7 protein-coding genes are annotated in these 8,234 nt (G+C 38.4%); 6 read left to right on the top strand and 1 reads right to left on the bottom strand.

Going from position 1 to position 8,234, the window contains the following annotated elements:
• Nucleotide 1: 1 nt before the first annotated feature.
• On the top strand, nt 2–1,333 hold the full coding sequence (locus HDC90_RS18590) for a sigma-54 dependent transcriptional regulator (RefSeq protein WP_184469052.1): 1,332 nt from the start codon (nt 2–4) through the stop codon (nt 1,331–1,333).
• Here HDC90_RS18590 and HDC90_RS18595 read toward each other — a convergent pair whose 3' ends face one another.
• Nucleotides 1,334–3,808 (bottom strand): hybrid sensor histidine kinase/response regulator, encoded by a 2,475-nt coding sequence (locus HDC90_RS18595; protein WP_184469054.1) that lies wholly within the window; start codon nt 3,806–3,808, stop codon nt 1,334–1,336. It abuts the gene before it with no gap.
• 139 nt (nt 3,809–3,947) lie between these two features.
• Here HDC90_RS18595 and HDC90_RS18600 point away from each other — a divergent pair, with 139 nt between their 5' ends.
• From HDC90_RS18600 to rlmN, 5 genes are all read left to right on the top strand, one after another.
• Nucleotides 3,948–4,637, top strand: a complete 690-nt coding sequence (locus HDC90_RS18600; protein WP_184469057.1) for a YafY family protein — start codon at nt 3,948–3,950, stop codon at nt 4,635–4,637.
• Between the two features lie 71 nt (nt 4,638–4,708).
• Nucleotides 4,709–5,269, top strand: a complete 561-nt coding sequence (locus HDC90_RS18605; protein WP_255497747.1) for a DinB family protein — start codon at nt 4,709–4,711, stop codon at nt 5,267–5,269.
• Between the two features lie 124 nt (nt 5,270–5,393).
• The gene (locus tag HDC90_RS18610; protein ID WP_184469058.1) at nt 5,394–5,915 is read left to right on the top strand and encodes an NADPH-dependent FMN reductase; all 522 of its coding nucleotides are present in this window, start codon (nt 5,394–5,396) and stop codon (nt 5,913–5,915) included.
• Between the two features lie 27 nt (nt 5,916–5,942).
• Complete coding sequence (gene rluF, locus HDC90_RS18615) at nt 5,943–6,914, top strand: 23S rRNA pseudouridine(2604) synthase RluF (protein ID WP_184469060.1); 972 nt, start codon at nt 5,943–5,945, stop codon at nt 6,912–6,914.
• An 89-nt stretch (nt 6,915–7,003) separates the two neighbouring features.
• Nucleotides 7,004–8,059, top strand: coding sequence for a 23S rRNA (adenine(2503)-C(2))-methyltransferase RlmN (rlmN, locus tag HDC90_RS18620; protein ID WP_184469062.1), 1,056 nt, complete (start codon nt 7,004–7,006; stop codon nt 8,057–8,059).
• Nucleotides 8,060–8,234: the final 175 nt, after the last annotated feature.

The raw sequence follows: 8,234 nt of genomic DNA on the forward strand, positions 1-8,234 counted from the left end.
CATGGCGAGAATCCTGATTTTAGAAGACGATACCACATTTGCTCAATTACTTGATGGTTTTTTAACAAAAAACGGTCATGAAATTACCCTCGTAACCCAAGTAAAGCAATCATTTAAGCAAGTTGAAGCCAATGAATTCGATTTACTTTTAATCGATTACCGTCTTCCCGATGGAACAGGCCTTGAAGTGCTTACCCACATCCGTGATTTGGGGCTGTTTATACCTGTAATCGTAATGACCAGTTTTAACGATGTGAGAACTGCGGTTCGATCTATTCAATTGGGTGCTTTTGATTACATTACCAAGCCAGTTAATCCTGATGAGTTATTAATGGTGATCAAAAATTCTTTAGCTAAAAAGGATTTAAAAAGCGTTGAACCAAAAGAAACAAACAGTGATTTTATAAAAGGGAAAAGTGCAATTGCAGATAAACTGTATGAACATATTAATTTGGTAGCCCCAACAGATATGTCGGTAATTATACAGGGCGAGAGTGGCACAGGGAAAGAATTTGCGGCCAGAACCCTGCACCAGCAAAGTAAACGTTCTGATAAACCTTTCGTTGCAATAGATTGCGGTGCATTATCGAAAGATTTAGCTGCCAGCGAGTTATTCGGACACGTAAAAGGGGCATTTACAGGGGCGGTAAATGATAAAAAAGGCCAGTTTGAGGCTGCAAACGGAGGAACCTTGTTTTTAGATGAGGTGGGCAACCTGAGCTACGAAGTGCAGGTTAAATTACTCAGGGCATTACAAGAAAGGGTGATTCAGCCTCTAGGCAGCACTAAACAGATTCCTGTTAATGTTCGCATCATTACAGCTACGAATGATGATCTGGCCAATAGTATGCAACAGGGAGAGTTTAGAGAAGATTTATATCATCGGTTAAATGAGTTTAAAATCCAGCTTCCACCGTTGAGGGATAGGGGTGGAGACTTAGAACTATTTATCAACCACTTTATACAGCTATCAAACCGCGATTTAGAACGGAATGTTAAAAGTGTTTCTAATGAGGCAAAAGCACTTTTGCTTAGTTACGATTGGCCAGGAAATCTGCGCGAGCTTAGCAATGTGATTAAACGCATGGTTTTATTGAGCCCAGGCGATGTTGCACAGATTAGCGCGTTACCTGATGAAATGGTAATTTCTGTCCGCCACCAGTCAGCTCCGGGCAATTCATCCGATCTGAAAGCCCTTAACGAACAGAACGAAAAAGCATTGATTACTGAAACGTTAATCAAAGTGAGGCATAACAAATCAAAAGCAGCAAAGATTTTAAACATCGACCGTAAAACCCTTTATGCTAAAATGGAACGCTACGGCATAGAATAATTACCCTGCATTGGCGTAGTCGATTTTTTCTATAAATGCAATTAAACTATCCAGTTTTCCGATCTGTAATAAAACCTCAGATTTAATGCTATTGTTTAAGCCTTTTTCAGCAATTTCTACTTCCAGAACACGAAATGCATGTGCCAAAGTCTTCGAACCCATCTGCGCCGTGCGCCCTGCAAGGCGGTGTACCAGTAGCCTGGCTTGATCAGCGTCATGATCGGTTAAATGTTTTTTCAGTGTTGCCGCATCATCTATGCAATCCTGTTTAAAGCGGTTCAATATTTTCTCCAGCATTTGCTGGTCGCCAAAGGTCATTTTCTCAATCGAAGAAAAATCAAATTCAGGCTGTTCTGAAATGATTTCAGTTCGATCAAATATAGAAAGGATATCTACCGCTCTAAATGGTTTCATAATCAGGCCATCAAAACCTTCACTCAAAACCATTTCACGTTCTTCAGGTAAAACCTGCGCAGTAATGGCATAAAATTTAACGTGAGCCGGGAGTTTCTTTTTTAATAAATGGCAAAGTTCAAAACCTGTCATTTCGGGCATTCGCATATCAACCAGTACATACTTTAAATCGGGTTCTGGTTCTGCGTGTAAAATATCGGCCACTTGGGTAAAACTCCTAAATGGGATTTTGTTTTTCTGAAAAATCATTCCGCATAAATCGAGAATAAGTTTATCATCATCAATTACCCAAACCGTGCCTGGATTTACAATCGCATAATGTTCTAAATCTAAAGTATCGGTTAGACGCTCAGTGGTATTTTCATATTTCATGTAAATATTAAATGTGGTGCCAATGCCGGGTTTGCTTTTCACATAAATCCTTCCTCCTTGTGTTTCAATCAAAGATTTAACAATAGGTAGCCCTAAACCTGTACCAGCCTGGTTGATAATATATTTTTCAGGAGATTCTATCTGCTCAAATTCATTAAATATTTTAGGGATATCTTTTTCTTCAAATCCTATCCCAGTATCCTTTATGGCAAAATGAAAGTGCAAATCCTCTCCTTGCTTTTTGTATGATACTGAGAGCTTAATTTCACCTTTCAAAGTAAATTTTACAGCATTACCCAATAAGTTAAATAAAATCTGTTTTAGCCTAAAAGCATCGCCCTTTACAAATTCCAAATCGGCAAGATCAAGTGCGGTGTTTAACTGAAGTAATTTCTGCTCTGCCAAGGGCCGCATTACCGAAACTACTTCATTTAAGGCCTTTTTGATGTTGAAGGCCTGATTATTGAAGCTAAATTCGCCCGAAATAATCCGGTTGTAATCTAATACCTCGTTAACAATTTGAAGTAAGTGGATGGAAGACTGATAAATAGCATCCACATCTTTCTTATCCGGTATATCTTGTTGGGTAATCAGCTCTGCATAGCCTAAAATAGACTGCAGCGGCGTTCTGATCTCATGGCTCATATTGGACAGAAACCGTTGCTTCGCTTTACCATGGTATTCTGCCTCATCTTTAGCAAGTTCCAACTCCCTTCTATATCTGTTGCTTTTTGTAATATCTGCCAAAATTAGATACAGCAAAATAACGGTTAATAGAAAAAAGATAATGATAATGGTTGTAATCTGTGTAATCCCATCGTTAACCACTTCTTTAGCCTGTATACCATTCAAATCTACCTGGGCCACCGCTTCGCCCTCAACCTCTCTTAAAATCTGCAACATCTGGGCCGTTAAGGCATTGCTGGCACTTGATAGATCTGCTTCACGTTTTAAAAATTTCTGACTTTTCTGACGTTGCTCCAGTTCGATATTTTTTAACGAGCCCGTCATACTCTTCATAATGCTATCTTCAGCCTTCGCGTTTAAAGTATCGCGTTTTACCTTAAATTCCTCATTAATAATTTTATACACCTCTGATTTCTTCTTTCCAAAAAGTTTACTCAAAAAACCTCTCGATTTCTGTTCTCCCTCAGGCGCAACTGTAGTGGTTGATGTAGTTGTCTCGGTGGTCAGTACCGCACTGTCCGTCTGCCTGGTACGCGTAGCAACAAGCTCATTTAATTTCTGAACCTCGTCAGAGAATGATTTGGTATTCACCAACGTTTCCCTCACTTTTAAGTAATTGATAAATTGTTTGTCGCGGTCGGCTAACAGATTTTTTATCGACTTTATCCGCGCCAACTGGGCAGAATCACCCCTGTACAATTTACTTAAGGTATCTAAACTACTCCTTAACTTACGTGATTCTTTAAGAAAACTATAATTACCTTGTTTATTGAAGGCTTCATCCCTCTGTAACTGATCTAACCGGGCAATCTTATGCGAAAGGTCATTTACGATCCTTAAGCGATCATTCGGGGCCGAAATTTCTTCAACGGTATCCAGCATCCGAGTAAAAGCAAATTTACTGATGCCCCAGGCCAATAGCAATGCAAAACAGGCAAACAGAAAACCTATAATTACTTTACTTTTTATTGCCCGGAAGAAACGCTTTTGTATAACAGCCATTTAATTCAGATTGTGCATGATAAACCCTAATTATAACGGTTTAACTCTAGAAATGATATGTATTTATCTTTTACAAATAACGTACCACAAGAAAAATTGATTAAAAAACTTTAATTTTAATTGCCTAAAAAAACAAACTATGAACCGTATCGACCGACTTTTCGGAATTTTAACCCTGCTTCAATCCAGAAAATACATTAGCGCAGAAAAAATTGCGGAAAGGTTTGATATGAGCATACGCACGGTTTATCGAGATATTAAAGCCTTAGGAGAACAGGGCATACCAGTAAGTTTTGAGCAGCATAAAGGCTATTATCTGGTTCAAGGTTATTTCCTGCCACCGGTTTCTTTTAATATGGATGAAGCCAATGCGCTGCTATTGGTTGAAAGTTTAGTGAATGGATTTGCCGATAACTCTATCCGTAGCCATTATTCTACAGCATTAACCAAAGTAAAGGCGGTATTAAAAACAGGTCAGAAAGAAAAGCTTGAAACCTTAAATCAACATATTAAATTACAAATTCCAGAAAGGTTAAATTTTAATTTTGAATATCTATCGCTTATTCAGCACGCCATTGCAGAAAAACACCTCATCGAGCTCAATTATAAAAACAATAAAGAAGAAGTGAGCAAAAGAGAAGTAGAGCCGATTGGCTTAATTTTCTATGCTTTTAGCTGGCATTTAATTGCATGGTGCCATTACCGTAACGAATACCGTGATTTTAATCTCACGCGAATTATCTGCCTTAAAAATTTAGGTATCCCCTTCAAAAAAACACAGCACATGCCACTGAGCGAATACATGCATCTGCTTCCTGTAAATTATTAAAAAATATTTTTCACACTGCCATAGGGCTGTCAGTGAGCTGTATTTTCTTTGTGTAACTAAACATCGAAATCATGAGTATAGCAGATTTATTACTAATGGATTTAAACACTTTAGAAAAAACAAAACAGAAAAATATGGATATTACTAAATTATTATTGAAAGAATTAGCGGCAGAATATAATACTACAAAAAAATTCCTGGCCATTGTTCCCGTAGAAAAATTCGATTGGGCTCCGCACGAAAAAAGTATGAAAATGAAATCGTTGGCCAGCCATATTGCAGAATTACCAAGTTGGGTAGCAATGGCCCTCACCACTGATGGACTTGATTTCGCTACGGCACCATACGAGGAGAAACAGATCGAAACTGCTGCAGATTTGATTAAGCTTTTGGAAGAAAGCTATGCCAACGGCGAAGCGGAACTTGAAAAAGCAAATGAAGGTATATTATCCGAAAAATGGACCTTGAGAAATGGCGAACAGATTTTAGCGGATTATACCAAATATGAAACCATCCGTCATTCACTCAGCCAAACCGCACACCATCGTGCACAACTAGGAGTTTATTTGAGGTTATTAAATATTCCTTTACCAGGCAGTTATGGTCCGAGTGCAGATGATCATAATTTTTAAGTAATACCTGCTACAACCGTTATTTCATTGGATACAGATTTGGTGCATTTCTCTGTTCTTTTGAAATGACGGTTGTATTACGTGTTTGTTTTTGTATTCCATTTTCGCTTTGCTACTTTTAACAATGAAAAAAATATTGGCAATCTCAGGAAGCACAAAAGCGGTATCAACCAATGCACTGTACATTACAGCTATCTCTAGGCTTTTAGGTGAAGATTTTGAGGTAGCAAGCTTTCCTTCAATTGCAGATATTCCACATTTCAATCCTGATTTAGATCAAGAAAATCCACCGCATGCCATCGAAGCGCTTCGGTCAAGCATCCGGCTGGCAGATGGTATCATCATTTCTACGCCGGAATATGCTATGGGCTTACCCGGCTCGTTAAAAAACCTACTCGATTGGACCGTAAGTTCAGCATCATTTTCTAAGAAGCCGGTTTTAGCACTGGTTGCCTCAACTCAAGGAGAGAAAGCCTATCAATCTATCATCGATATATTAACGGTAATTGAAGCGAAGGTATCGCCCCTGCTCATCTCATTTGCAAAAGCTAAAATCACTAGCGAAGCAGTAATCATCGAAAATGAAACTTTAGCTACGCTTAAAAGTATCATTCATTCATTTGTTGCCAGTATGGAGAATGGATAACACAATTTATTTCCGTAAAATTGCAGCATGAACAATAATGCTGCAACCCGTTTAAATAAATTCATCAGCGAAAGTGGATTATGTTCACGCCGTGAAGCAGATCGTTATATCGAAAAAGGTACTGTTTTTATCAATGGAAAAAGGGCTAAGGTAGGCGATCAGGTTTTTGTAGGAGATAAAGTGATGGTTAACGGCCATAATATCGAACCCAAGGAAGAAAGTAATTTCATCCTATTAGCGTTTAATAAGCCTGTTGGCATTACTAGTACAACTGAAGGCAGCGTACGCGATAATATTGTTGATTATGTAAACCATAGTGAAAGAATATTTCCCATTGGCAGATTGGACAAAGATTCGTCAGGTCTGATTTTTCTGACCAACAATGGCGATATCGTGAACAAAATTTTAAGAGCAGGGAATAAGCACGAAAAGGAATACGTAGTCACAGTTAATAAACCTATTACCGAAGATTTTATTTTCGAAATGAGTAATGGTGTTCCGATCCTCGGTGTAAATACACGTAAATGTAAGGTCCGCCAGATCAGCACATTTGTATTCAATATTATCTTAATTCAGGGTTTAAACAGACAGATCCGTAGAATGTGCGAACATTTCGGTTACGAAGTAACCAAACTAGAACGTACACGTATCATGAATATCAATCTTAAAGGTATTCCAACTGGAGAATTTAGAGAACTTACAGAAGATGAAATGAAAAGCATCACTAAAAGTATTGAAAACTCATCTTCTGAAGCTAAAGCAAAATCCAAAAGCACTAAGAAAAAAGCAAATGCCTGGGAAGAAATCCCTGAACTTAGGGAAGAACAACCCAAAAAATCATTTAAAGCAAAATCATCAGGCCAAAAATCTTCGGGCAAAAAACCAGGTGCTCATTCAGGCTCAAAGCCTGCTGGCAAAAACAATACCGGCAACAGAAACTCGAGACCTACAAAAGGTAAATCTATAAGTAAGTCAAACTCAAGAGGCAGAGGAAGATAAGCCAACCAATTGTAAAATTCCGTCTTATCCAACGGCCTTATAACCCCTACCTTTTTACCTTCTGGCTTTTTTAAGTACCTTTGCAACAAATGGTAACAGCAAAAAAAACCGATATCCGTGCATTGGATCTACCTCAATTGCAGCAACACCTTGTAGCAATGCAACAGCCTGCATTTAGGGCTAAGCAGATTTACCAATGGCTTTGGGAAAAATCGGCTACGAGTTTCGAGCAGATGAGTAATCTTTCTAAAGATCTTCGTAAGGTATTAGATGAGACTTTTACCATTAATGCGGTTCAGGTTAACAATTCTCAGTTCAGTAACGACCATACCATTAAAAATACTTTCAGGTTAGCAGACGGTAATATTGTAGAGGGCGTTTTGATTCCTTTAGAGGATCGTATGACTGCTTGTGTTAGCTCACAGGTAGGCTGTAGTTTAACCTGTAAATTCTGTGCAACGGGTTACATGGACCGTAAGCGTAATTTAAATGCTGATGAGATTTATGACCAGGTAGTATTAATAGATAAACAAGCGAAGGAGAATTATAACAATCCCCTTACCAACATTGTGTATATGGGCATGGGAGAGCCACTTTTAAACTATGCAAACGTACTAAAGTCTATTGAGCGTATTACTGCTCCAGACGGTTTAAATATGAGCTACAAGCGCATCACAGTTTCAACGGCTGGTATTGCTAAAATGATCAAGAAATTAGGTGATGATGGTGCAAAATTTAATTTGGCGCTTTCGCTTCATGCTGCTGATGATAAAAAGCGTAATGAGATCATGCCTATCAATGAGGCCAATTCACTAAAAGCATTGGCAGATGCACTTAAATACTACTTTGCTAAAACCAAAAACCCGGTAACATACGAGTATATCGTTTTTAATCATTTTAACGATGAAATTTCTGATGCCATGGATTTAGCAAAATTTTGTAAACATATTCCTTGTAAGGTAAACCTGATCGAATATAATCCCATTTCTTTTGCGGATTTCACAAATGCTGAAGGCGATAAAATTGATGCATTTTCCAATTATTTGAAAAGCCAGGGGATCAATACAAATATTCGCCGTAGCCGTGGTAAAGATATTGATGCCGCCTGTGGGCAATTAGCGGTTAAAGAAGAAGCAAATGCTTAATCCTGCCATTTAAATTTTCTTTTCACTTAAGTGTTGTATAGTCTGCCGATCTTTTTTTGAAGCGCAGTTTCCTGTGCATTTAGGTTCGGTTCCGTCCTGCTGTCTGTTTTACTCCGCCAATGAAGAATCGGCTCCGTGCCCACTTCCATCAGGGCTGCCTGGAATGGTCCTGTCC

Source organism: Pedobacter sp. AK013, from assembly GCF_014205835.1.
Lineage (GTDB): Bacteria > Bacteroidota > Bacteroidia > Sphingobacteriales > Sphingobacteriaceae > Pedobacter.

Coding starts and splice junctions, on each gene's coding strand:
- HDC90_RS18590 (WP_184469052.1), top strand. CDS start 2: ATGGCGAGAATCCTGATTTTAGAAGACGATACCACATTTGCTCAATTA.
- HDC90_RS18595 (WP_184469054.1), bottom strand. CDS start 3,808: ATGGCTGTTATACAAAAGCGTTTCTTCCGGGCAATAAAAAGTAAAGTA.
- HDC90_RS18600 (WP_184469057.1), top strand. CDS start 3,948: ATGAACCGTATCGACCGACTTTTCGGAATTTTAACCCTGCTTCAATCC.
- HDC90_RS18605 (WP_255497747.1), top strand. CDS start 4,709: ATGAGTATAGCAGATTTATTACTAATGGATTTAAACACTTTAGAAAAA.
- HDC90_RS18610 (WP_184469058.1), top strand. CDS start 5,394: ATGAAAAAAATATTGGCAATCTCAGGAAGCACAAAAGCGGTATCAACC.
- rluF (WP_184469060.1), top strand. CDS start 5,943: ATGAACAATAATGCTGCAACCCGTTTAAATAAATTCATCAGCGAAAGT.
- rlmN (WP_184469062.1), top strand. CDS start 7,004: ATGGTAACAGCAAAAAAAACCGATATCCGTGCATTGGATCTACCTCAA.